The following is a 22679-nucleotide window of genomic DNA, read 5'->3' as shown; positions in this document are numbered from 1 at the left end:
GAGTGGTAACACGAACATGCTGAAAATTGCGACCCGACATGTCTAACGTAAGCCCCCCGGGAGAGTTCCCCCGGGGGGCCTTGTTGGAGACTTATCTCACAGTCGCGGTCAGCCGGTCGGTCAGGATCCTGGCGAAGTGCGCCGGATCCTTCAGCTCCCCGCCCTCGGCGAGAATGGCCGTGCCGTACAGCAATTCGGCCGTCGCGCGCAGGTCCTCGGCGGTGCCCGCCTCGGCGGCCTCCTTGTTCGCGGCGTAGGCGTCGCGCAGGCCGGTCACCAGCGCGTGGTCCGGATTGAGCTCGAGGATGCGCTTGGTCTGCGGCACCGCCTGACCCGAGGCTCGGTACATCCGCTCCAGCTGCGGCGTGAAGTCGAACACGTCGCCGACCACGCACGCCGGGGAGGTGGTCAGCCGAGAACTCAACCGCACCTCCTTGACGCTGTCGGACAGCGTGGTCTCCAGCCACTTCAGCACCTCGCCGAAGTCCTTGTTCTGCTGCTCGCGCAGCTGCTCGGACGCCTTCTTCTCGTCCTCGGACTCCAGGTCGACCTCGCCCTTGGCGATGGACTGGAACTGCTTGCCGTCGAACTCCGGCACCGAGCCGACCCACATCTCGTCGACCGGATCGGTGAGGATCAGCACCTCCAGATCCTTGGCCCGGAACGCCTCGAGATGCGGCGAGTTCTCGATCTGCTGCCGGGACTCGCCGGTCATGTAGTAGATCTTGTCCTGGCCGTCGCGCATCCGCTCGACGTATTCGGCCAGCGTGGTGGGCTTGTCCGCGGCATGGGTCGACGCGAACGAGGACACCTGCAGGATGGTCTCGCGGTTGTCGAAGTCCGACAGCAGACCCTCCTTGAGGACGCGGCCGAACTCGTTCCAGAACGTCTCGTACTTGGACTTGTCCTCGGCGGCCTGCAGATCCTTGACCGTCGAGAGCACCTTGCGCACCAGCCGCTTGCGGATCATCTGGATCTGCCGGTCCTGCTGGAGGATCTCGCGCGAGACATTGAGCGAGAGGTCCTGCGCGTCCACCACGCCCTTGACGAAGCGCAGGTACTCGGGCATGAGTTCCTCGCAGTTGTCCATGATGAACACCCGCCGCACGTACAGCTGCACGCCGCGCTTGTGCTCGCGCATGAACAGGTCGAAGGGCGCGTGCGTGGGGATGAACAGCAGCGCCTGGTATTCGAAGGTGCCCTCGGCCTTGAGCTGGATGATCTCGAGCGGATCGTCCCAGGCGTGGCCGATGTGCTTGTAGAACTCCTTGTACTCCTCGTCGGAGACCTCACCGCGCGGGCGCGTCCACAGCGCCTTCTGCGAGTTGAGGGTCTGCTCCTCGAGGATCGTCTTCTCCTGCTTGTCCTCGCCCTCGCCCTCGGTGATCGTGCGCTCCACCGGCATGCGGATGGGCCAGGCGATGAAGTCGGAGTACTTCTTGACGATCTCGCGGAGCTTCCACTCCTGGGTGTAGTCGAAGAGGTGATCCTCCTCGTCGGCGGGCTTGAGGTGCACCGACACCGACGTGCCCTGCGGGGCGTCCTCGACGGTCTCGATGGTGTAGGTCGCGCTGCCCGCGGTGGACTCCCAGCGGGTGCCGGTGGTCTCGCCCGCCTTGCGGGTGGTCAGCGTGACCTTGTCCCCCACCATGAACGTCGAGTAGAAGCCGATGCCGAACTGGCCGATCAGCTCCTCGGCGGCGGCGTCGGATCTGGCCTCGGTCAGCTGCTTGCGCAGCTGCGCGGTGCCGGATTTGGCCAGCGTGCCGATGAGGTCCACGACCTCCTCGCGGGCCATGCCGATGCCGTTGTCGCGCACGGTGACGATCCGGGCGTCCTTGTCGACCTCCAGCTCGATGTGCAGATCGGAGGTGTCGACGTCGAGGTCCTTGTCCCGGAACGACTCCAGTCGTAGTTTGTCCAGCGCATCGGAGGCGTTCGAGATCAACTCGCGCAGGAAGATGTCCTTGTTCGAATAGACCGAGTGGATCATCAGTTCCAGGAGCTGATGGGTCTCGGCCTGAAACTCGAGGTGTTCGACGTGCTCAGTCACGTCCAGATATTACGAAATCCGGGCCGCGGAAGTCCGCCATACCCGGCACCTCGGTGTCCGCGCCGCGCGCGCCGGGCTCGGCGGGGTACATCCACTCGCGCAACGCCTTGGTCGCGCGCACGTCGTCCTCGTTGTATTCCAGCAGCCGCACGCGCTGGCCGGGGTCGATCTCGCCGTCGTAGCCGACCGCGTGGCGGTACCAGCTCATCGACGCCTCGCCGCCCGCCTCGGGATCGCGCCAGGCGAACCCGGCCACCGGGGCGATCTTCTTCAGCCCCTTGCCGCCGGGGCAGATGAACTGTTCGGAGACGGCCTGGAACATGTCCACCCACTGCGGCCCGTCGACGAACTCGCGGATCTCGGCCTCGGTCGGCACGCCCGGCATCCCGGCGAAGCGGCGCGCCGACTCGTACAGCCACTTGTCCTCGGCGGTGCGCGAATAGCAGTACGCCGCAAAGGTTTTCCCGGCCGCGGCGGCCTCGGCGCGCACACCCATGAGCCAGCGCCAGAACTCGGCGAACGAGCGCGCCTCGTCGGGGGTGGGCAGCGGATCCCAGGTGACGAACGGGCGGTAGACGCCGTCGAGCAGCGTGCCCCACAGGTAGGCGCCGAACTCCTGGAAGCTCTCCAGATCGACGTCGACCTCCACGTCGGCGCGCCGCACCCACACCCGGTCCACCCGGCGGACCAGCGGCGCGCCCGAGATCCAGGCCCGCGCGGTCACCACCGTCTCGGCGAACGGCTCGTACTGCCAGTCGTCGGGTTCGTCGCCGGTCCAGCCCGCGAGTTCCTCCACGGTCTCCACGCCGTGGCGGCGCAGCAGCTCCGCCCGCGACCCCGGGGCGACCAGGCTGACGTCGCGATGCTCGATCAGCCAGCGCTCACAGCTGGGCGTCTCGGGTGTGGCCTGCCGCGACCACCACGGGCACTGACGGCATTCGGGCACCTTGGACGGCACGGTCGGCAGTTCGCCCCGGACCACGGCGATGCGGTCGGCGTAGCGGCGGTCGTAGTCGTCGAGCAGCGGGGCGAGATCGTGCACCAGGACGCGGTCGAAGTGGAAGCCGATCGCCCCGCCGACCAGCGCCGGGCTGGCCAGGCCGTGCCGCTGCAACATGCGGTAGAGGTGGGCGAGGCGCTGCTGGTCGCGCGGCTGGGTGCGCACGCGCACGCCCCGGTCCGGGCGCGGACGCCACTCGTGCAGCGGCGAGGTGAGCGGGTGGAAGTCGGCCGGATCGGGCTGCCGCGGATCGGTGACCTTGTGGTTGACCACGATGATCGGGATGTAGCCGCCGCGGTCGGCGTCGCGCAGCAGGATCTCCGCGCCGCCGCGGCGCCCGGTGTCGGGCTCCTGCGGCAGCAGCGCGCCCCAGACCCGTTGCGCCCCGGCCTCGCACGCGCGCAGCGTGGCGGCGGCCCGTTCGGCGGCCGGGCGGGTGGGGTCGATGATCACCCACGCGTCGGGGTCGTGGGCCACGAGCGTCGCGCGCACCCGCTCGCGATGCGCGGCTGCGGCCTCCCGGCGCTGTTTGACGCCCGCGTCCTCGGACACGCCGGTGAGCACCTCGGGATGGGTGGCCTCGAGATGCAGCCGATGTCGGCAGCCGATCAGCGCCCGCGCGTCGACATAGGCCACCGGCTCGAATTCGCCTGTGGGAGAGGCGATTCCGGGGCCCTGCGCGCGCCCGGCCGGATCCGGCTCGGGCGTTGCGGCCGTGGAGACCGCGACCGCCCGCCGCTCGTCTCCGCCACCGTCCCGCTCGCGACCGCTCCGGTCGCCACTGCCCGAATACACCTCTGCAGTATGGCGCGGACCCCCGACAAGCTCGCCAACCACATGGTGATCCGAGCCCACCGAACGTGCCTCGCGGCGCGTCGGGACGAACCGTTAAGGTTGGCGCAAACCGTGTGGCTCGTGGGTACACAACAGCATGACGGAGGCCTTCGATGGGGTTGTTCACCAAGCGCAAGCGGCGCCCGGACCGCAAAGCCGAGGCGAAAGCCCTCAAGCACAAGGCGAAGCTGGAGGCCAAGCTCAGCGCGCGCAACGAGCGCAAGCGCGACCGCGCCGAGGCGCGCAATCAGCGTGAGGTGGCCAAGCAGCAGGTCGCCACCCTCAAGGCCGAGGAGAAGGCCGCGCTCAAGGCGGCCGAGCGCGCCGATCGGGAGCTGATCAGCGCCGGCCAGGTCAAGAAGTACCTGGGCGTGGCCCGCGTCCTGGTTCCCGTGCTCGCCCCGCTGGCCTACCGGGCCGCCACCTTCGTGCGCGGGCAGCTCGACACCCGCCGCGCGCAGCGGCTGGGCATCGGCATCGACCAGCTCGGCGACTTCGCCGGTCACGGCGGCCGGTTGCAGGCCCGCATCGCCAACACCGAGGCCACCCTCGCCGAACTCGAGAACCGCCAGGGCGGCGACGCGGAACTGAAGAAGTTCACCGCCGCCACCCGCGACCGCCTCGACAGCCTGGCCGCCGCGGTGCGCACCGCCGAGCAGATGCCCGCCCAGCGTCGCCGCGCCGTGCACACCTCCATCTCGAGCGAACTGTCCGGCATCGAGGCCGACCTCCTCGCCCGCCTCGGCGTCCGCTGACCCGACCCATGCCACCCGCCCCCGCCCCGGCCCGCCGCGACCCGGTCGCGGCGCCGCTCGGCGGGGGCGTTTCGGCGCGCGGCCGGGCATCCGGGCCGATCGCCGGGCTCGCCGCCCTGCGGGGGCAGGTGGTGGGGGCGATGGTCGCGGGCTTGGCCGTGGCCGCGCACGGTGCCGGAGGCGGGGGCGTGCCCAGTTCGGCGGGGGTGGGCCTGTTGCTGGCGGCCGCAGCGGGCATCGGGGCACTGGCCGGGCAGGTGCGGTCGGTCGCGGGCCCCGGCGGGCGGCTGAAGCTGCTCGGCGCCCTGGCGGCCGGGCAGCTCGCCGGGCACGAGGCGTTGACCGGACTGGCACACGAGCACGGATCCGATTCGGCGGCAACGACTTTCGGTGGGCAGGCGCTGCCCGGGGCCGCGATGATCGGCGCCCACGCGCTCGCCACCCTCGGCTGTGCCCTGCTGATCGTGCTGGCCGAACGGCTGTACGCCCTGGTGGCCCAGGCGTTCCGGGCCGCCGTCGAACGACCGGGCGCCCTCGTGCCCGCGCGCGACGCGGCATGCCTGCCCACCGATCCGACACCTGCCCGCGGCCGCGCGGGCAGCGGTGCCCTCGGCTCGCGGGGACCGCCGGTCCGGGTGTGAGTTCTCGATCCACCTCTCACCCGAACAGAAGGCGAAACCCCTTATGTACAGCGTATTTTCGCGTGCCCTCATGACCGCGGGCACCACCGCGACCCTGGCCGTGCTGGCCGCCGGCACCGCCGCGGCCCATGTCACCGCCGATGCCCCGGGCGCGGCCCAGGGCGGCTATGCCGTCGTCACCTTCCGGGTGCCGACCGAATCGGAGACGGCCGCCACCACCAAACTGTCGGTCCAGCTGCCCGGCGTGTCCTCGGCCCGCACCGAACCCATGCCCGGCTGGTCGGCCAAGATCGATAAGAACGACAAGAACGAGGTCACGGCCGTCACCTGGACCGCGGATCCGGGCAACCCGGGCGTGGCCCCCGGGCAGTTCCAGCGGTTCGCGCTGTCGGTCGGGCCGCTGCCCAAGCAGGACACCGTGCGCCTGCCCGCCACCCAGACCTACAGCGACGGCAAGGTGGTCGCCTGGGATCAGCCGATGACCGAGGGCCAGGCCGAACCCGAACATCCCGCGCCCACCCTCACCCTCGCGGCGGCGAAGGGCGGCGAGCACCACCACGATTCGGCCGCCACCGAACCCGAAGCCGCGCACGACGACAGCGGTAACGACGACACCGCCCGCTGGCTCGGCGGCGTCGGCCTGGTCCTCGGCGCGCTCGGCGCGGCGCTGGGTCTGGGCAGCCTGATCCGGGCCCGGCGCTCGTGACGCGCCGGTTGCTCGCCGGGCTGTGCGCGGCGCTGCTCGCGGGCGGCCTGGCGGTGGCGGCGGCCGGTCCGGCCGCCGCGCACTCCACGCCGGTGGCCAGCGATCCGGCCGAGAACGCGTCGATCGACACCGGCCCGGCCCGCGCCAGCGTCACCTTCAACGAGAACCTCCAGACCGAGTTCCCGTCGCTGACCGTCGTCGGCCCCGACGGAAACCGTTGGGACAAGGGACAACCCACCATCGACGGCCCGACGGTCAGCGTCGCGGTCGGCGATCTCGGCCCGGCGGGCAAGTACACCATCGCCTACCGGGTGACCTCCGCGGACGGTCATCCGGTCAGCGGCACCCGCACCTTCACCCTCACCACCGCCGGGCACGGCACGCCGGGTCCCAAGGCGGGCGCGGCCGACTCCGGCGGGGACGGCGGTTCGGGCGGTGTGCCGGTCTGGGTGTTCATCCTCGGCGCGGTGGTGCTGTTCGCGGGCGGACTGGCCGTGGCCCTGCTCGGCGGCCGGAAAGGACGCGGACGGTCGTGAACCGGGCGGCGACCGGCGGCAGCCCGACCGCCCCGCGGTCCACCCTGCTGCTGGTCGTCCCGGCCGCCCTGTTGGGCGTGGCGATCGCCTGGGCCCTGGCCGTCCCGGACCCGGTGCAGGCCGAGGCGCCGGTGCGGGCGCTGGCCGACTGCGCGGGCGCGGTGGTGCTCGGGCTGGCCGCGCTGCCGCGGCTGCACGACCGGCTGACCCCGCCCTGGCGGCCGCTCGCCGCGCTCGGCGGGCTGTGGGCCGCGACCGAATTCGTGGTGCTCGCCTACGAGGCCGCTCAGGTGGTGGGCGTGCGCGTCACCGAGCTGCGGGCGGCCGACTTCGGCACCTACCTGACCCGGGTCAGCGGCGGGCAGATCGGCATCGCGATCGGGGTCGGCACGCTCGTGGTCACCGGTTACGCCGCGCTGGCGTACCGGCGGCCCGAGCGCGCGTCCGCCGATCCGGTGGTGGTCTTCGCGGCCGTCGCGCTGGTGCTGCGGCCGATCACCGGGCACATGTCGCAGCAGCCGCTCGGTTCGGTGCTGGGCGCGCTGCACGCGCTGGCGGCGGCCGCCTGGTTCGGGCTGCTGGTGGCGCTGACCCTGGTGGTGCGCACCCGCGGCGAGTGGGCGGCGGTGCTGCCCCGCTACTCGGCGTGGGCGCTGCCCGCCGCCGCGACGGTCGCGGTCACCGGGGTGTGCAACGGCCTGGTCCGCGTGCGCGGCCTCACCCCGCTGGTCGACACCGGGTACGGCCGGATCCTGCTCGCCAAGTCCGCGCTCGTGCTCGCGCTGCTGCTGCTCGGCTGGTGGTGGCGGCGCACCTGGGTGCCGCGCGCGGCCGACCACCGGCTCACCGCCGAATCGTCGCTGCGCCGGGCGGTCGGCGAGGTGGTGGCGATGGCGGTGGTGTTCGGCCTGGCGGCGACACTGGCGGTCACAGCGTGATCCGATTCGCCGCATGGCAAGCTGGCTGACGTGACCGATTCAGCAGACACCGTTGCCACGGCCGACCTCGCCGACGAGATCGGCCCCGGAATTCGCAGCTGCGACATCCAGTTCACGCAATTCGGCGGCCGCGCGGCGTTCGCGGGCCGGATCGTCACCATCCGCTGTTTCCAGGACAACCTCCTGGTCAAACAGACGCTCGGCGAACCGGGCGAGGGCCGGGTGCTGGTCGTCGACGGCGGCGGCAGCGTGCACACCGCGCTCGTCGGCGACGTCATCGCCGGACGCGGGGTGGACAACGGCTGGGCGGGCGTGATCGTGCACGGCGCGGTCCGCGATTCGGCGATCCTGCGCACGCTCGATATCGGCCTCAAGGCGCTGGGCACCAACCCGCGCAAGAGCACCCAGACCGGGTCCGGGGAACGCGATGTGCCGGTCGAGTTCGGCGGCGTGACCTTCGTCCCGGGCGAGATGCTCTACAGCGATCACGACGGCATCGTCGTCCGCGCCGAATGATCACCCGGCGCTGACGACCCGGACGCGATGGCCCGCCAGGGCCACCACGTCCCCACCGTGCAACTGCCGACCGCGCCGCAGTTCGACCTCGTCGTTCACGCGAACCAGGCCGGCGGCGATAACAGTCTTGGCCTCCGAACCGGATTCGATGAGGTTGGCCAGCTTCAAGAACTGACCGAGCCGAATGACATCGTCATCGATCGGCACATCGACTGGATCCGACATGGGGTACATCTTTACTTCCACCGTCCGCGGGGCGCACGCCACCCCCGCGGACTCACCCGCCGACGTGCCACACTCGGGCCGCGGCGGGCCGCACACTGGTCGGATGACTTCCCCGGAAGTGCCCCACCGCGGCCACGGCCGCCTGAGCGACGTGCCGCATCTGGTGGGCCTCGTGCTGGGCGTGTTCTCGGTGCTGTGCGCGCTGTGGAGCATCTCGCCGGGGCTGCGCTACATCACCGCGGTGCCGCGGCGCTACATCGACAACTATTACTTCGACGCACCCGACACCAGCCTGGTCACCGCCCTCATGGTCGGACTGCTCGCGGGCGCGATCGCGACCCGCAAGCGGATCGCCTGGTGGCTGCTCGTGGTCTATCTGGCGATGTTCGCGGTGGCCAACGCCCTGGACGTGAGCACCGACCACGACCCGAACTCGATGGTCGCGCTGATCGTGCACGTCGCGGTGATCGTGCTGCTGATCGCCGCGTGGCCGGAGTTCTACACCCAGGTCCGGCCGGGCGCGCTGTGGAAGGCGCTGGGCGTGCTGGTCGGCGGCCTGGCCGTGGGCTGGCTGCTGGGCTGGGGGCTGGTCGAACTGTTCCCCGGCACGCTGCCGCGCGGTCCGCAGCGCCCGCTGTGGGCGGCGGCCCGGGTGATCCCGGCGATCCTGTTCGGCACCGACAACTTCGACGGCCGCCCGCCGCATCCGGTGAACCTGCTGCTCGGCCTGCTCGGCGCGGTGGCGCTGCTGACCGCGGCGATGGTGCTGTTCCGGTCGCAGCGCGCCTCCAACGCGCTGACCGGCCTGGACGAATCGGCGCTGCGCGGCCTGCTCGAACGCGCCGACGTCGAGGACTCGCTCGGCTACTTCGCCACCCGCCGCGACAAGGCGGTGGTGTTCGCGCCCAACGGCAAGGCCGCGGTCACCTACCGCGTCGAACTCGGCGTGTGCCTGGCCTCCGGCGACCCGATCGGCCCCACCCAGGCGTGGCCGCAGGCCATCGACGCCTGGCTGCGGCTGGCCGACCAGTACGGCTGGGCCCCGGCGGTGATGGGCGCCAGCGAGATCGGCGCGACGGCCTACCGCCGGGCCGGGCTGTCGGCGCTGCGACTGGGCGACGAGGCGATCCTGGAGACCCGCGCGTTCTCGCTGGCGGGCCCGGAGATGAAACAGGTCCGCCAGGCCGCCAACCGGCTGCGCAAACAGGGTGTGACCGTGCGGATCCGCCGCCACAGCGAGCTCACCGCCGAGGAGATGGCCCAGGTCATCGAGCGCGCCGACGCCTGGCGCGACACCGAGACCGAACGCGGCTTCTCGATGGCCTTGGGCCGGTTGGGCGATCCGCTGGACGGGGACTGCCTGCTGGTCGAGGCGGTCGAGGGCGAGCGCGTGCTGGGCATGCTGTCGTTGGTGCCGTGGGGCCGGACCGGGGTGTCGCTGGATCTGATGCGACGAGATCCCAAGGGCCCCAACGGGATCATGGAGTTGATGATCTCGCAGCTGGCGCTCACCTCCGACCAGTACGGGATCACCCGGGTCTCGCTGAACTTCGCGGTGTTCCGTTCGGTGTTCGAGGAGGGCAGCCGGATCGGGGCGGGTCCGGTGCTGCGGCTGTGGCGCAGCGTCCTGATGTTCTTCTCGCGCTGGTGGCAGCTCGAGGCGCTGTACCGGTCGAACGTGAAATACCAGCCGCAGTGGGTGCCGCGGTTCTTCATCTTCGAGGATCGCCGCCAGCTGGTCCGGGTGGCGACGGCCAGCGCGCTCGCCGAGGGATTCCTGCCGCGCTTCGGCAAACAGCCGGACGCCTTGGCGCACACCGGCATTCATTCGGCCGTCCCGGCGACCCTGACCGGCCTGCACGCCGACGGCAGCCCGCCCGAACCGCCGGAGGAGGAGCTGGACGCGGCCCGGCCGCGCCGCCCCGAACAGGTGCGGGTGCGGATGGACAAACTCGAGCGCCTCACCGCGGCCGGGGTGGACGCCTACCCGGTCGCCTATCCCCCGACCCACACCGTGGCCGCCGCGCGGCGTTCGCCCCTGGGCACGACCGTGCGAGTCTGCGGGCGGCTGTTGCGGATTCGCGACTACGGCGGGGTGATCTTCGCGGTGCTGCGGGACTGGTCCGGCGACATCCAGTTGATGATCGACCGCGGCCGGGTCGGCGCCGAGCGGATCGCGGCCTTCGACGAGTTCTTCGACCTCGGCGATCTGATCGAGGTGAGCGGCCGGATCGGGCACAGCCGCCGCGGCGAGCTGTCGCTGCTGGCCCAGGACTGGCGGATGATCGGCAAATGCCTGCACCCGCTGCCGGACAAGTGGCGCGGCCTGGCCGATCCGGAGGCCCGGGTGCGGCAGCGCTACGTCGACATGACGATCAATCCCGAGGCCCGCGAGATCCTCGCCAAGCGCAGCGCGGTGGTGCGCTCGCTGCGGGACACGTTGAGCGGCTGGGGTTTCCTCGAGGTCGAGACGCCGGTGCTGCAACGGGTGCACGGCGGCGCCAACGCGACCCCCTTCACCACCCACATCAACGCCTACGATCTGGACCTGTATCTGCGCATCGCGCCCGAGCTGTATCTGAAGCGGCTGTGCGTGGGCGGCATGGAGAAGGTGTTCGAACTGGGCCGGGTGTTCCGCAACGAGGGTGTGGACTTCAGCCACAATCCGGAGTTCACGATCCTGGAAGCCTATGAGGCGCACAGCGATTACGAGCGGATGATGCACGCCTGCCGCCAGCTGATCCAGGAGGCGGCGGTCGCCGCCAACGGCCGCTGCGTCGCCATCCGCCCCGACGAGCGGGGCGTCCCGGTGGAGGTCGACATCTCCGGCGAGTGGCCGGTGAAGACCGTGCACGGCGCGATCTCCGAGGCGCTCGGCGAGACGGTCACACCCGAGACCGATATCGAGCGGCTGCGGGTGCTGTGCGACAAGGCGGGCGTCCCGCACCAATTCAATTGGGACGCGGGCCAGATCGTGCTCGAGATGTACGAGCATCTGGTCGAGGCCCGCACCGAGGCGCCCACCTTCTACATCGACTTCCCCACCTCGGTCTCCCCCCTCACCCGGGCCCACCGCGCCGTGCCGGGCGTGGCCGAACGCTGGGATCTGGTCGCCTGGGGCGTCGAATTGGGCACCGCCTACAGCGAACTCACCAATCCGGTCGAGCAACGCCAGCGCCTCACCGAACAGTCCCTGCTCGCCGCGGGCGGCGACCCGGAGGCCATGGAACTCGACGAGGACTTCCTGCAATCCCTCGAATTCGCCATGCCCCCCACGGGCGGGCTGGGTATGGGCGTGGACCGGGTCGTCATGCTCATCACCGGCCGCAGCATCCGCGAAACCCTGCCCTTCCCGTTGGTGAAACCGCGCTGACCTAGAGCACGTGCACCGGCCGGATCTCCTCGGCCAGCTCGTCCAGTTCGGCGTCCGGATCGTTCGCGGGCCGCGACCGCAGCACCAGCACGGCCACCGCCAGCGCCGCCACCACCGAACCCGCGCCGACCGCGAAGGCGATGTGGAAACCGCCGGTCAGCGCCTCGGCCTGGGTGGCCCCGGCGGCGGCGAGATCCTTGGCGCGGCTGCCGGACAGGGTGGCCAGCACGGCCAGGCCGACCGCGCCGCCGACCTGCATGGTGGTGTTGGCCAGGCCGGAGGCCATGCCCGCGTCGGCGGGCGCCACGCCCGCCATGGCGAGATTCATCAGGGCCGGGAACGCCAGGCCCGCGCCGACGCCGAACAGCACCATCACCGGGAAGACGTGCAGCCAGTAGTTCCCGTCGACGGGCGCGCGGGTGAACAGCAGCAGCCCGCTCAGGATGAGCACCAGCCCGGGGGTCAGCGTGGCCCGCGGTCCGAACCGCATGATCAGCCGTTCGGAGTAGCGCACCGACAGCGTGCCCATGAGCACGGTCACCGGCAGGAAGCCCAGCCCGACCCGCATCGGCGAGAACGCCAGCACCTTCTCCATGTACAGCGTGCCCAGGAAGAACACCCCGAACATGCCCGCCACCACCAACACCTGGATCAGGTTGGCGCCGGACACGTTTCGCGATCCGAAGATGCGCAGCGGCATCAGCGGATGTCTCGTCCACGCCTCCCAGCCGATGAACGCGGCGAGCAACGCCAGCGCCGCCGCGCCCAGCAGCAGCGTGCGGCCCGCGGTCCAGCCCAGCTCGGCGGCGGGCTTGACGATCGTGTAGACGCCCAGCATGAGCGCGGCCGTGATCAGGATCGCGCCCAGCACGTCGGTGCCCTCGCGCAGGCCCAGCCCGCGATCGTCGTCGAGCACCCGCAGGGCGGCCACCCCGATCGCGATCCCGATCGGGATGTTGATCGCGAAGATCAAATGCCAGTTCACCTCGGTCAGCACGCCACCGGCCAGCAGGCCGACCGCGCCGCCCGCCGACGCGACGAACGCGTACACGCCGATCGCCTTGGCCTGTTCGCGCGGTTCGGGGAACAGCGACACGATCATGCCCAGCACCACCGCGATCGTCATGGCCCCGCCCGCGCCCTGTAGGAACCGCGCCCCGATCAGCATGGCCTGGCTCTGCGCGACCCCGCACAGCGCCGACGCCGCGGTGAACACGATCAGCCCGGCCAGGAACATCCGCCGGCGCCCGATCAGATCGCCGAGCCGACCGACCAGCAACAGCAGTCCGCCGAACGCGATCAGATACGCGTTCACCACCCACGCCAATCCGGCCTGGGTGAAACCCAGATCGTGCTCGATCGCGGGCAGCGCGACATTGACGATGGTCGCGTCCAGCACGATCATCAGCGCCCCGCCGCACAGCAGATACAACGCCGCCCATCTGCCCTTGGTCGATTTCTCCACAACGCACCTCCGCCGATCGAGTCGCCGCACGCTACCGGTCGAAAATTCGGTGGATCAACCGATTTCCGGCGTGCTCACCTATCCAGACGCGGCCGGCCGGGCGAATTCATCGGCGGCCCGCGCGTACGGCAGAGTGGAGACGTGCAGTTGGTACTCGTGCGTCACGCCCAGCCCGAGGGGGCCCGCTCCGCCGACGGCCCCGCCGATCCCGGCCTCACCGCACTCGGCGTCGAACAGGCCGCGCGCGTCCCGGCCGTGCTGGCCCGGCTCGAGGTCGGCGAGCACCGCATCACCCGCGTGGTGAGCAGTCCGCAGCGCCGCGCCCGCGAGACGGCCGCCCCGACCGCCGACAAACTCGGCCTGCCGGTCGAGGTGCACGACGGCCTGGCCGAATACGACCGGGAACTGCCCGCCTACGTGCCCATCGAGGCCGCGCGCGGCTGGGCGGGCGGCGCCGTGCCCGCCGACGCGAGCGCGCCGCCCGCCGAACTGATCGAGGAGTTCCGCGCGACCTACCGCCGCATCAAGGCCGGGCAGCTGCCCGAACAGATCGACGGCCCGGCGTTCGTGCGCCGGGTGCTGGCCGGAATCGGCGAAACCGTCTCGGCGGCGGCGCCTTCCGACACCGTGGTCGTCTTCGCGCACGGCGGGGTGATCAACGTGCTGATGCAGGACGTGCTCGGCTTGGCCCGCCCGCTCACCTTCCCGATCGACTACTGCTCGATCACCCGGGTGCTCTACTCGCGCACCGGCGCCCGCACGGCCGCCACGATCAACGAGAACGGGCACGTCTGGGACCTGCTCCCGCGCAATCTGGCCGCGTGTCAAGGCGGGCACTGAGATTCCCAGCCGATTATGAGGCTCGTCGCACCCCCGTCTCAGCGCCGCGTCGTTCGATGAGTCCCCGTGAGCCGGTGTCGGTTCGGCTCACGTTCTCGGACGAAAGGCAATTTCCGTGCTCTCTGTGAAGAAGAATTCGCGCATCGCGGCGCGGGTCGCCGTCGCGGCGGCGCTGGTGGCGCTGCCGCTGGCCGCCGTGGCCGGACCCGCCCTGGCCGACGCCACCCCGGACGCCACCCAGATCGACGGCCCCTGGCAGCCGCCGTTCCCCCCGGGGCCGCACCCGGGCGGACCGCACCGCGGTGACGGTGAGCACCACCACCATCACCATCACCACGGTCCCGATCGCCCGCTGCCGCCCACCGGTTCCGCGGGCTGAGACCGAATCGGCAAGGGCCGCTTCCTCTTTCGAGGGAGCGGCCTTGTGCTGTACGGGGTTGGGCGCGTCCCAGCCGATTGCCAGGCCGCTTGCATCCCCGTCCCAGCGTCGGCCGCTTCGATGGAGGGCAGTGAGGCGCTGACCGAGCGGTTCACGGTCGAGAGAAAGGCAATCCATTGCGCACCAAGTCGATTCGTTCCCGCAAGCTGGCCACCCGCGTCGTCGCCGTCGGAGCCCTGGCCCTGGTTCCCCTGTCCGCCGTGGCGGTACCGGCGATGGCCGCGACCACCGACGCCCCGGCGAGCTCGATCGCGCTGGACCGCGACGACCACGGCGGGCCCGGGGACCACCACGACTGGAACCACGACCGCGACGATCACCGCGGCGACCGCGATCGCGACCGGCCGGGCCCGGACGACAACGCGCCCGCGCCCGCCCCGCAGCTGCCGCCCACCGGCTCCGCGCTGTAGGAAACGCGAAACGGGCCGCTCCCGAGGGAGCGGCCCGTCGCGAATTCGTCCGTGCGAACGGAACTCTCATGCCATTCCGGCGATCCAGTTGTGCATCCAGGTGATGGCGGTCTGGCCGCCGCCGACGGAGTAGTTGCCGTACGAGGTGTGCGTGCCGGTGCCGTAGAACTGCTCCAGCTGCTTGACCCGCGCCTGGTTGGCGTCGTCGGTGAGCTGGGCGCCGAGCGTCGCGACGCCGCCGTTGGACATCAGGTCGCCGATGATGGAGCCGGCCTCGAGCTGGTAGCGCCACAGGTTGGCCGGGGTCGCGCCGGACGCCTGGGCCAGGAAGCCCGCGAAGCGGGTGACGTAGTCCTGGTCGGCGGTCGAGCAGTACAGGTCGCCCTCGGCGCAGATCGTGCGCACCCGGTCGCTGAGGAAGCCGAAGCCGCCCGGCCGCGGTCCGCCCGCGCCCGCGCCGCCGACCACCGGACCGACCTGGACGTCGGTCGGCGACCGGCGCGGGTCGGAGATCAGGCCCACGCCCGCGACCCGGTCCGGCGGCACGACGCTGAGCCCGGTGCCGATCTCGGCGGCCAGATCACCGGCCGCGTCCGCGCCCTGGCTGTAGCCCACGATCGCGTAACGCGTCGCGCCGCACCGGGAGGCCATCGCCTGGATCAGGCCGCGGCCGTTGTCCATGGCCTGCTTCTTCGAGGCGCCGTAGACATCGCCCTCCCAGGGGAAGGCGGTCGCCGCGTAGCTGACGTAGTCGACCTCGGTATTGCCCGGCAGGCCGCGGGTGACGCCACCCAGCATGCCGTGCCCGACCATGTCCTCCGGCCGATGATCGCCGGTCTCCCAGGTGCCGGGGATCGCGACGACGTACAGGCCGGGGCAGCCGGGATCCGCCGCCGCGGCACCGGTTCCGAACACCAATCCGGACAACACCGCCGCGGCCGAACCCGCAGCCGCGACAAACTTCCTCAACCGCATACCGCTCCAGTCCAAGCCCGCCCCGGGCAACAGGGCACCCCGTCGTTTCAGCTGACATGGTGAAGCGGCCGTCTTGCGGTTCGGTAAACCCGCGGCGAACCCCGGCTGTCACCATCGACCCGAGCACACACCGACCCCACGGCGGCGCAACACCGGAGCTCAGAATAAAGGCCCCTTGCCCGCGAGGCCATTCGACGCCGCGAGAAAGTCCGATTTTCGTTGTGGCGGCACCGAAAAGGGGCGCTCACGATCGGAAGGATCGTGAGCGCCCCGGGATCGATCGGCGATCAGCGCTGGGCGACCGTGGTCGGCGCGATCGGCGTCGGCAGCGCGCTGTCCCCCTCGAGGTAGCGGTCCGCCGCCGCGGCCGCGGACCGGCCCTCGGCGATGGCCCACACGATGAGGGACTGACCGCGGCCCATGTCACCGGCGACGAAGACGCCGGGCACGGTGGTCTGCCAATCGTTGTCGCGCTTGACGTTTCCGCGCTGGTCGTAGCCCACGCCGAGATCCTCGAGCAGGCCGTTCTTCTGCGGTCCGGTGAAGCCCATGGCGAGCAGCACCAGATCGGCCTCGAGGGTGAAGTCGGTGCCCTCGACCTTCTCGAAGCGGCCGTTGACCATCGTCACCTCGTGCGCCTGCAACGCGGTGACCTTGCCGTCCTCCCCGACGAAGCGCTCGGTGTTGACCGAGTACACCCGCTCGCCGCCCTCCTCGTGCGCCGAGGACACCCGGTACATGAGCGGGTAGGTCGGCCACGGGGTGGAGTCGGCGCGCGCCTCCGGCGGGCGCGGCATGATCTCGAACTGGTGCACGCTGGCCGCGCCCTGGCGGTGCGCGGTGCCCAGGCAGTCCGCGCCGGTGTCGCCGCCGCCGATGATGACGACCTTCTTGCCGCGCGCGTTGATCGGCGGCAGGCCGTTCTCGTCGGTGATCGGATCGCCGAGCTGCACCCGGTTGGACAGCGGCAGGTACTCCATCGCCTGGTGCACGCCGTCGAGGTCACGGCCGGGCACCGGCAGATCGCGGGCGATGGTGGAACCACCGGCCAGCACCACGGCGTGGAACCGCTCGCGCAGCTCCGCGGCCGTGATGTCCACGCCCACGTTCACGCCGGTCTTGAAGATGGTGCCCTCGGCCTCCATCTGCGCGATCCGGCGGTCGATGAAGCGCTTCTCCATCTTGAACTCGGGGATGCCGTAGCGCAGCAGACCGCCGATGCGGTCGTCGCGCTCGAACACCGTGACCGTGTGCCCCGCCCGGGTGAGCTGCTGGGCCGCGGCCAGACCGGCCGGACCCGAACCCACCACGGCGACCTTCTTCCCGGTCAGCCGCGTCGGATAGACCGGGACCACCCAGCCCTCGTCGAAGGCGTTCTCGATGATCTCGACCTCGACCTGCTTGATGGTCACCGGATCCTGGTTGATCCCCAGCACGCAGGACGCCTCGCACGGCGCCGGGCACAGCCGCCCGGTGAACTCCGGGAAGTTGTTGGTCGCGTGCAGCCGGTCGATGCCCTCGCGCCAGCGGTCCTTGTACACCAGGTCGTTCCACTCGGGGATCAGGTTCCCCAGCGGACAACCGTTGTGGCAGAACGGGATTCCGCAGTCCATGCAGCGGCTGGCCTGGGTGCGGAGGGTGTCGTGCGAGAAACCCTCCTCGTAGACCTCTTTCCAGTCCATCAGGCGCAGCGGCACCGGCCGCCGCGCCGGCAGTTCGCGGCTGGTGTGCTTCAAAAATCCCTGCGGGTCAGCCACGTGCGGCCTCCATGATCGCCTCGTCCACATCCCGGCCCGCCTTCTCAGCCTCGGAGATGGCGAGCAAAACCTTCTTGTAATCGCGCGGCATGACCTTCACGAAGTGGTTGACCTGCTGCGACCAGTCGCTCAGGATCCGTTCGGCGACAACCGAACCCGTCTCGTCGCGGTGCTGGGCCACGATGTCGCGCAGCCAGGTGAAGTCGTCACCGGACAGCGGCTCGACGGCGTCGGCCTGCTCGGCCGAGATCCGGGACCCGAACACGCCGTTCGGGTCGTAGATGTAGGCGATGCCGCCCGACATGCCCGCGCCGAAGTTGCGCCCGGTCTCGCCCAGGATCACCACCCGGCCGCCGGTCATGTACTCGCAGCCGTGGTCGCCCACGCCCTCGACCACCGCGGTCGCGCCCGAGTTGCGCACGGCGAAGCGCTCGCCGACCACACCCCGGATGAACGCCTGACCGTTGGTGGCGCCGAACAGGATCACGTTGCCCGCGATGATGTTCTCCTCGGCGGTGAACTCGGCGGGCGCGTTCAGCGAGGGCCGCACGATCAGGCGACCGCCCGAAAGACCCTTGCCCACATAGTCGTTGGCGTCACCGAACACCCGCAGCGTGATGCCCGCCGGGACGAACGCGCCGAAGCTGTTGCCCGCCGAACCGGTGAAGGTGATGTCGATGGTGTCGTCGGGCAGGCCCGCGCCGCCGTAGAGCTTGGTCACCTCGTGGCCGAGCATGGTGCCCACGGTCCGGTTCACGTTGGTGATCTTGGTTTCCAGCTTCACCGGCTTGCCGCGCTCGAGCGCGTCCGCGGCCTGGGCGATGAGCTGCTTGTCCAGCGCCTTGTCCAGCCCGTGGTCCTGGCTCTTGGTGCGGCGGCGGTCCTGGTACATGAACGCCGTCTCGACATCGTCGAGGATCGGCGACAGGTCCAGCTTGGCGGCCTTCCAGTGCTCCTTGGCCTGGGTGGTGTCGAGCAGATCCACCCGGCCGATCGCCTCGTCGAGCGAGCGCAGGCCCAGCGAGGCCAGCAGCTCGCGCACCTCCTCGGCGATGAACAGCATGAAGTTCTCGACGAACTCCGGCTTACCCGTGAACCGTTGCCGCAGCACGGGATTCTGCGTGGCCACACCCACCGGGCAGGTGTCGAGGTGGCAGACCCGCATCATGATGCAGCCCGAGACCACCAGCGGCGCGGTCGCGAAACCGTACTCCTCCGCGCCGAGCAGCGCGGCGATCATGACGTCGCGGCCGGTCTTCATCTGACCGTCCACCTGCACCACGATCCGGTCGCGCAGGCCGTTGAGCAGCAGGGTCTGCTGGGTCTCGGCCAGGCCGAGCTCCCACGGGCCGCCCGCGTGCTTGAGCGAGGTCAGCGGCGAGGCGCCGGTGCCGCCGTCGTGGCCGGAGATCAGCACCACGTCCGCGTGCGCCTTCGACACACCGGCCGCGACCGTGCCCACGCCGGGCTCCGCGACCAGCTTGACGTGAATGCGCGCCTGCGGATTCGCGTTCTTCAGGTCGTGGATCAGCTGGGCCAGATCCTCGATCGAGTAGATGTCGTGATGCGGCGGCGGCGAGATCAGGCCGACGCCCGGCGTCGAGTGCCGCACCTCGGCCACCCACGGGTACACCTTGTGGGCCGGAAGCTGGCCGCCCTCACCGGGTTTCGCGCCCTGGGCCATCTTGATCTGGATGTCGGTGCAGTTGGTCAGGTAGTGCGCGGTCACGCCGAAGCGGCCGGAGGCCACCTGCTTGATCGCGCTGCGCCGCCAGTCGCCGTTCTCCTCGACCTCGAAGCGGGCCGGATGTTCGCCGCCCTCACCGGAATTCGAGCGGCCGCCGAGCCGGTTCATCGCGATCGCGAGGGTCTCGTGCGCCTCGGCGGAGATCGAGCCGTAGCTCATCGCGCCGGTGGAGAACCGCTTCACGATCTCGCTGGCGGGCTCCACCTCGTCGATCGGAATCGCGTGCCGCCCATGGGATTTGAACTTGAACAGCCCGCGCAGCGAGGCCAGCCGCTCGGACTGGTCGTCGACCAGGCGGGTGTACTCCTTGAAGATCTTGTACTGGCCCGTGCGGGTGGCGTGCTGGAGCTTGAACACCGTGTCCGGGTTGAACAGGTGGTACTCGCCCTCGCGCCGCCACTGGTACTCGCCGCCCACCTCGAGTTCGCGGTGCGCGCGCTCGTTGTGGTTCTCCAGGAACGCCAGCCGGTGCCGCGCGGCGACCTCGGCGGCGATGTCGTCGAGGCCGATGCCGTCCAGCGGCGAGGTCAGGCCCGTGAAGTACCGATCGCACAGCTCCTGCGACAGGCCCACGACCTGGAACAGCTGCGCGCCGCGGTAGGAGGCGATGGTGGAGATGCCCATCTTGGACATCACCTTGAGCACGCCCTTACCGGCCGCCTTGTTGTAGTTGGCGACCGCCTTGCGGAAGTCGGCGGCCAGATCGCCGGTGCTGCCCGGCATCCTCAGCGCGCCGCGCTCGAGCATGTCCTCGATCGACTCGAAGGCCATGTACGGGTTGATCGCGGCCGCGCCGAAGCCGACCAGCATGGCCATGTGGTGCACCTCGCGGGCGTCCCCGGCCTCCACGACCAGGCCCACCTTGGTGCGGGTGCGCTCGCGGACCAGGTGGTGATGCACCGAGGAGGTCAGCAGCAGCGACGGGATCGGGGCCAGCTTCTCGTTCGACTCGCGGTCGGACAGGATGATGATCCGCGCGCCGCCGTCGATCGCGGCGGAGACCTGCTCGTTGATGGCGTCGAGGGCCTTGCGCAGCCCCTTGCCGCCCTTCTTGACCGGGTACAGGCCGTGCACGACCACCGAGCGCAGGCCCGGATGCGAGCCGTCGTCGTTGATGTGGACGAGCTTGGCCAGCTCGTCGTTGTCCAGGATCGGCTGGGTCAGCGTGATCTGCCGACACGACTCCGGCGTCGGGTGCAGCAGGTCGGCCTCCGGGCCGATCATGCTGCGCAGGCTGGTGACGACCTCCTCGCGGATGGCGTCCAGCGGCGGATTGGTGACCTGCGCGAACAGCTGTGAGAAGTAGTCGAACAGCAGCCGCGGCCGCGCCGAGAGCACCGCGATCGGGGTGTCGGTGCCCATCGAGCCCAGCGCCTCACCGCCGGTGAGGGCCATCGGCGAGATGAGCAGGCTCAGTTCCTCGGTGGTGTACCCGAAGATCTGCTGCCGGATCTTCACCCGGTCGTGGGCCATGTGCACGTGCGGGCGGTCGGGCAGGTCGCCCAGCTTGGTGGGCCCGTTGTCCAACCACTCCTGGTACGGGAACTCCGTGGCCAGCTGCGTCTTGATCTCGTCGTCGCCGACGATCCGGCCCTGCGAGGTGTCGACCAGGAACATGCGGCCGGGCTGCAACCGGGCCTTCTTCACGACCTTGGCCGGATCGATGTCGAGCACGCCGACCTCGGAGGCCATCACGACCAGACCGTCGTCGGTGACCCAGATGCGCGAGGGACGCAGGCCGTTGCGGTCGAGCACCGCGCCGACGACCGTGCCGTCGGAGAAGCACACCGAGGCCGGGCCGTCCCACGGTTCCATCAGGAAGGAGTGGTAGCGGTAGAACGCGCGCTGCGCCGGATCCATCGACTCGGCCCGCTCCCAGGCCTCGGGGATCATCATCAGCACGGCGTGCGGCAGGCTGCGCCCGCCCAGGTGCAGCAGTTCCAGCACCTCGTCGAAGCGCGCGGTGTCCGAGGCACCCGGGGTGCAGACCGGGAAGATCTTCTCCAGCCGGTTGTTGCCCGCGCTGTCGGTGCCGAACACGTCGGAGTTCAGCAGCGCCTCGCGCGCCCGCATCCAGTTCTCGTTGCCGGTGACGGTGTTGATCTCACCGTTGTGCGCGACGCGGCGGAACGGATGGGCCAGCGGCCAGGACGGGAAGGTGTTGGTGGAGAAGCGCGAATGCACGATGCCCAGCGCCGACTCCACCCGATCGTCCTGGAGGTCCAGGTAGAACGCGCGCAGCTGCGGCGTGGTGAACATGCCCTTGTAGACGAAGGTCTGCCCGGACAGGCTCGGGAAGTAGACGGTCTCGCGGCCGACCGTGCCCTCGCCCGCGCCCAGCTTGCCGAGCTCGTGCTCGACCCGCTTGCGCACGACGTAGACCCGCCGCTCGAGGTCCATGCCGGTGAGCCGCTCGGCCGACCCCTGCGGGGAGGCCAGGAAGATCTGCCGGAAGGTCGGCATGGCGTCGCGCGAGAGCGCGCCCAGCGAGGACTCGTCGATCGGCACGTCGCGCCAGCCGAGCACCTCGAGGCCCTCTTCGCGGACGATCTTCTCGACGTGGTACGCGGCGCGGGCCGCCTCCCGGCGGGCCTGCGGCAGGAAGGCGATGCCCGTGGCGTAGGAGCCCTCGGGCGGCAGCTCGAAGTCGACGACCGCCCGGAAGAACTTGTCCGGAACCTGGATGAGGATGCCCGCGCCGTCACCCGAGTTGGGCTCTGCGCCGGCCGCACCGCGGTGCTCCAGATTCAGCAACGCCGTAATAGCCTTGTCGACGATGTCGCGGCTGCGACGGCCGTGCATGTCGACCACGAACGCGACGCCACAGGCGTCGTGCTCGTTGGCTGGGTCGTAGAGACCTCGAGGTGCGTGCCCATAGCCGGCACCGCCGGTGGGGGACCTGTGGCCAGGAAGTTGCGTCATGCCCTCTGCCTTCAAAAAAATCAGGCCTTCGAAGAATGCGGCCTTCGTCGAACGCCTCCGTCTAGACTGCGCCCGGACGTATTGGAGACCAGCGGCGCTGATGGTCTTCCGTGCAGTCACCTCTCCAGTTGTCCACCCGCTTCGGATGTCTTCGTCGGGTGCTCGGCGTTTGCGGATCCTCGCGGTTCCTTGTACGCCGCGCCGGTATCGCCCGTCGGGCTGTGTGCCACTGGCTCGTGGCCGAATCGGGCGGTGTAACCGGGCATTTCGTGCCCGGCACCAAGAGCAAACGATAAGTCAGGACCTGAGCGCAACCAACTTAGGTTGCGCTAATTAGGGCGTCTAGCTGCACGTCTTCATCGGTCCTCCACTACCTGCGCGTTGTCCAGTGTAAAGCAGGCGAAGCGGATCTCTGAGTCACATTCGCCACTACACCCGTCGCCCGCGCGGTATCGCGTCCGAAACCGGGCCGTGAGTTCCGGAACACCTCTCACCTGCACCGCAGCAGGATTCCCCGCACGGATGCCGGACAAACCGCATTGTCGGA

17 protein-coding genes are annotated in these 22679 nt (G+C 70.4%); 10 read left to right on the top strand and 7 right to left on the bottom strand.

The window, feature by feature from the left end:
* Positions 1 to 91 precede the first annotated feature (91 nt).
* Both htpG and ACFYTQ_RS09265 read right to left on the bottom strand, forming a co-directional pair.
* Positions 92 to 2053, bottom strand: coding sequence for a molecular chaperone HtpG (htpG, locus tag ACFYTQ_RS09270; RefSeq protein WP_387358587.1), 1962 nt, complete (start codon positions 2051 to 2053; stop codon positions 92 to 94).
* Positions 2046 to 3719, bottom strand: coding sequence for a TM0106 family RecB-like putative nuclease (locus ACFYTQ_RS09265; RefSeq protein ID WP_387359193.1), 1674 nt, complete (start codon positions 3717 to 3719; stop codon positions 2046 to 2048). The genes htpG and ACFYTQ_RS09265 overlap by 8 nt, the downstream gene beginning before the upstream one ends.
* Before the next feature lie 281 nt (positions 3720 to 4000).
* On the opposite strand from ACFYTQ_RS09265, the gene ACFYTQ_RS09260 reads away from it, so the two are divergent.
* From ACFYTQ_RS09260 to rraA, 6 genes are read left to right on the top strand one after another with little or no spacing between them, the layout of a single operon-like run.
* A complete protein-coding gene (locus ACFYTQ_RS09260; RefSeq protein WP_387358585.1) occupies positions 4001 to 4642 on the top strand; it encodes a DUF6474 family protein in 642 nt (213 codons plus the stop codon).
* Between the two features lie 8 nt (positions 4643 to 4650).
* Positions 4651 to 5283 carry a hypothetical protein gene (locus ACFYTQ_RS09255; RefSeq protein WP_387358583.1) on the top strand — a complete coding sequence of 211 codons (633 nt, stop codon included), beginning with the start codon at positions 4651 to 4653 and terminating at the stop codon, positions 5281 to 5283.
* A gap of 43 nt (positions 5284 to 5326) precedes the next feature.
* Positions 5327 to 5989, top strand: coding sequence for a YcnI family protein (locus ACFYTQ_RS09250; protein ID WP_387358581.1), 663 nt, complete (start codon positions 5327 to 5329; stop codon positions 5987 to 5989).
* The gene (locus tag ACFYTQ_RS09245; RefSeq protein WP_387358579.1) at positions 5986 to 6525 is read left to right on the top strand and encodes a copper resistance protein CopC; all 540 of its coding nucleotides are present in this window, start codon (positions 5986 to 5988) and stop codon (positions 6523 to 6525) included. The genes ACFYTQ_RS09250 and ACFYTQ_RS09245 overlap by 4 nt, the downstream gene beginning before the upstream one ends.
* Positions 6522 to 7463 carry a CopD family protein gene (locus ACFYTQ_RS09240; RefSeq protein ID WP_387358577.1) on the top strand — a complete coding sequence of 314 codons (942 nt, stop codon included), beginning with the start codon at positions 6522 to 6524 and terminating at the stop codon, positions 7461 to 7463. Before ACFYTQ_RS09245 ends, ACFYTQ_RS09240 begins: the two co-directional genes overlap by 4 nt.
* Before the next feature lie 30 nt (positions 7464 to 7493).
* Positions 7494 to 7979: a ribonuclease E activity regulator RraA gene (rraA, locus tag ACFYTQ_RS09235; protein WP_387358575.1), complete on the top strand. Its 486-nt coding sequence runs from the start codon at positions 7494 to 7496 to the stop codon at positions 7977 to 7979.
* On the opposite strand, the gene ACFYTQ_RS09230 is transcribed toward rraA, so the two are convergent.
* A complete protein-coding gene (locus ACFYTQ_RS09230) occupies positions 7980 to 8204 on the bottom strand; it encodes an RNA-binding S4 domain-containing protein (RefSeq protein WP_387358573.1) in 225 nt (74 codons plus the stop codon). It abuts the gene before it with no gap.
* On the opposite strand from ACFYTQ_RS09230, the gene lysX reads away from it, so the two are divergent.
* Positions 8203 to 11577, top strand: a complete 3375-nt coding sequence (lysX, locus tag ACFYTQ_RS09225) for a bifunctional lysylphosphatidylglycerol synthetase/lysine--tRNA ligase LysX (RefSeq protein WP_387358571.1) — start codon at positions 8203 to 8205, stop codon at positions 11575 to 11577. The genes ACFYTQ_RS09230 and lysX overlap by 2 nt on opposite strands.
* Before the next feature lies 1 nt (position 11578).
* Here the strand turns inward: lysX and ACFYTQ_RS09220 are convergent, their stop codons facing one another.
* A complete protein-coding gene (locus ACFYTQ_RS09220; RefSeq protein WP_387358569.1) occupies positions 11579 to 13042 on the bottom strand; it encodes an MFS transporter in 1464 nt (487 codons plus the stop codon).
* A gap of 141 nt (positions 13043 to 13183) precedes the next feature.
* On the opposite strand from ACFYTQ_RS09220, the gene ACFYTQ_RS09215 reads away from it, so the two are divergent.
* The 3 genes from ACFYTQ_RS09215 (at position 13184) to ACFYTQ_RS09205 (ending at position 14731) form a co-directional block, all read left to right on the top strand.
* Positions 13184 to 13882, top strand: coding sequence for a histidine phosphatase family protein (locus tag ACFYTQ_RS09215; RefSeq protein WP_387358567.1), 699 nt, complete (start codon positions 13184 to 13186; stop codon positions 13880 to 13882).
* Positions 13883 to 14006: 124 nt separating this feature from the next.
* The gene (locus ACFYTQ_RS09210; RefSeq protein WP_387358565.1) at positions 14007 to 14261 is read left to right on the top strand and encodes a hypothetical protein; all 255 of its coding nucleotides are present in this window, start codon (positions 14007 to 14009) and stop codon (positions 14259 to 14261) included.
* Positions 14262 to 14437: 176 nt separating this feature from the next.
* A complete protein-coding gene (locus ACFYTQ_RS09205) occupies positions 14438 to 14731 on the top strand; it encodes a hypothetical protein (protein ID WP_387358563.1) in 294 nt (97 codons plus the stop codon).
* A 66-nt stretch (positions 14732 to 14797) separates the two neighbouring features.
* Here the strand turns inward: ACFYTQ_RS09205 and ACFYTQ_RS09200 are convergent, their stop codons facing one another.
* From ACFYTQ_RS09200 to gltB, 3 genes are all read right to left on the bottom strand, one after another.
* Entirely contained in the window at positions 14798 to 15706 is a 909-nt protein-coding gene (locus tag ACFYTQ_RS09200) for a cutinase family protein (RefSeq protein WP_387358561.1), read from the bottom strand.
* A gap of 287 nt (positions 15707 to 15993) precedes the next feature.
* The gene (locus ACFYTQ_RS09195; RefSeq protein ID WP_387358559.1) at positions 15994 to 17463 is read right to left on the bottom strand and encodes a glutamate synthase subunit beta; all 1470 of its coding nucleotides are present in this window, start codon (positions 17461 to 17463) and stop codon (positions 15994 to 15996) included.
* On the bottom strand, positions 17456 to 22132 hold the full coding sequence (gltB, locus tag ACFYTQ_RS09190; protein ID WP_387358557.1) for a glutamate synthase large subunit: 4677 nt from the start codon (positions 22130 to 22132) through the stop codon (positions 17456 to 17458). The genes ACFYTQ_RS09195 and gltB overlap by 8 nt, the downstream gene beginning before the upstream one ends.
* Positions 22133 to 22679 lie beyond the last annotated feature (547 nt).

The sequence above is a fragment of the Nocardia sp. NPDC004068 genome (assembly GCF_042874315.1).
Taxonomy (GTDB): domain Bacteria; phylum Actinomycetota; class Actinomycetes; order Mycobacteriales; family Mycobacteriaceae; genus Nocardia.
This window is presented reverse-complemented; position numbering and strand designations above follow the sequence as displayed.